2 protein-coding genes and 1 pseudogene are annotated in these 2,035 nt (G+C 35.5%); all 3 read right to left on the reverse strand.

Annotated features, from left to right (window positions below; all coding sequences use genetic code 11):
• Positions 1–31: 31 nt before the first annotated feature.
• A complete protein-coding gene (locus QO187_RS13710; protein ID WP_371548647.1) occupies positions 32–472 on the reverse strand; it encodes a hypothetical protein in 441 nt (146 codons plus the stop codon).
• A gap of 2 nt (positions 473–474) precedes the next feature.
• Positions 475–1,605 carry a GTPase-associated system all-helical protein GASH gene (locus tag QO187_RS13715; protein ID WP_102078720.1) on the reverse strand — a complete coding sequence of 377 codons (1,131 nt, stop codon included), beginning with the start codon at positions 1,603–1,605 and terminating at the stop codon, positions 475–477.
• A 17-nt stretch (positions 1,606–1,622) separates the two neighbouring features.
• A pseudogene (locus tag QO187_RS13720) lies at positions 1,623–2,035 on the reverse strand (hypothetical protein); the annotation flags it as partial.

Consider the following 2,035-nt stretch of genomic DNA (forward strand, 5'->3'; position numbering starts at 1 on the left):
GTGGTTTGATCATTATCGTCAGGCCGCTTGATTAAAATCTCCCAAGTTTAGGTCTACGGATTTGACAGCATAGGTCAAGTCTTGAATAAGATGACAGGTTCTCCCATGCTACCAAGCTTTTAGAACCAGCAAATTTATAACTTAATTTAAGTCCTTGGCGTATATAATTTAGATAAGCAATCAGTAAGAATGTGGTTTTTCCCGTGTCATGCGAACCAAACACACCAATAAAACGGCTTTCGCCTCGTGCCCGAATTTGGCTTAAGTCTTGTATTCCTAAGTTATTACCCGACCACCATATCCTATATTGCTTTAATTCAGGATTTTCTGTAGTTTCTTTTAATTTAACTTCAAAATATTGGCATTCATTAGGATAATCCTTACCCTCACTACAAGCTCCGCCATCACCGACATAACAATCTTTTCCCTCTCTAGAACAAACACCACCTACGGTTATTTCACTATCACTCATACTCATGTCTCTACTTGATTTTCAGCAGATTGTTCTCGAAAAATAGCTTGAGCCAATTTAGGAAGACTAATTTCTGTATCTTTGGAGATACTCAGTTTAGATATAGCGGTATCTGTATCGAAAGAATCATCAGAAAAAGCGTAACTAACAAAGTCCTTCAGTGACCAATTGTCTTTATAACCAATTGTTAGTTGCCGAATAGTCTCTTTCGGGACACTATCTTTATTTTTTGAATAAAATTCCCATATCTTTTCTAAAGAAAACTTTTCTTCAATATCTATATTAGGTAAGTCGGCAACTGTTTCAAAGATTAAATAAGAAATACTTGCTGGTGGCGCATTTTCCATTAGAGACAGTAAATCACTCACCATGACTATTAAGGCAATTTTACCTTCAAACTCTCTATAGCTTTGATTTAAGGAAGGAGAGTATAAAGCCTTACTCCACCAAATGGTGTCTAACTTTAAATTTTCATTAGACCTAATATTTTCATTTATACTATTTCTGTATTGTTCAAATTTTTGATACTGGCTTTGATAAAGACTTTCTCGGGTCGTAAAATCTTCAGATAATTTAGTATACATGGTTTGAAAGTCCTGGATGCCTTCAAGCTCAGTACTTAGTTCAAATGTAGGAAGCTTTCTTGGAAATGGTATTTTATTCCCTTTTCCGTTCTCTAGAAGATCGAAACTTGAATATTCCTCACTTTCTTTAGACCATTGTGAAAATATACTTTCAAAGACTTCTTTTTCTTCTGCGAACCGTTTGAAGGGTAGCATATCAGCAATTGTATTCCACAGTATATAAGCATACCTTTGATTATCTAATGCTAATTGTTGACAAGCATCTAGAAGCATAGAGCGATAAAGTAAGAATGGGGTGTCTATGTAGATTGACCTGGCCGACCTCCATACTTCTGTAAAACATTCATCTGCAATTTTTATTGCTATATCATCGCTATTAGGCGTTTGGTTTATACTGGTTAATACAAATGAGGTAAGCAATGGCTCATCTTCTTTCAACCTTTCTACTAGTAAGGTAGTTGCCTCAACCATATTATCAAAACGCCTATCATCGCCATCTAGCTTTTCAATTAAACCTAAACTATTGACTCCATCCAATACTCTTGACATTTACTGTACTCCAAATTTTATGAGTGGTAAGCTTTTAATAAAGATTTTATAGCTATGCATTGAGGATTATCTTTTTGAATGATTTGTAAAAGCGCTTTCGGTGTTACTTCTGAGCCTTGGTTTACTTTTTTCCATATGGTATGCCAGCGGGTATATGGGCGTGACTTATTTTCTAAATCACTCAGCTTACCTCCTGCTCTTTCCCATAAGACTTGAGTTTCGTCAAAGTCTGGATACAACTCTGCAAGCAGACGCACTATGTCATCACTGTCCATATTATCGCTTTCAATTTCTGGTAACTTATCTTCTTTACGAGTAAATAAAGACTCACTATTCCTTAATAAGAGAATAAGCTGAGGTATGCTGAAGAAACCGTAGAATAAAACTTGGTAAACTAACAACTCGATAAGGAGTTTACCATGACTAAAAA

Origin of the sequence: Psychrobacter sp. Arc9 (genome assembly GCF_041431295.1) — a bacterium.
Classification (GTDB): domain Bacteria; phylum Pseudomonadota; class Gammaproteobacteria; order Pseudomonadales; family Moraxellaceae; genus Psychrobacter.

Coding starts and splice junctions, on each gene's coding strand:
- QO187_RS13710 (WP_371548647.1), bottom strand. CDS start 472: ATGAGTGATAGTGAAATAACCGTAGGTGGTGTTTGTTCTAGAGAGGGA.
- QO187_RS13715 (WP_102078720.1), bottom strand. CDS start 1,605: ATGTCAAGAGTATTGGATGGAGTCAATAGTTTAGGTTTAATTGAAAAG.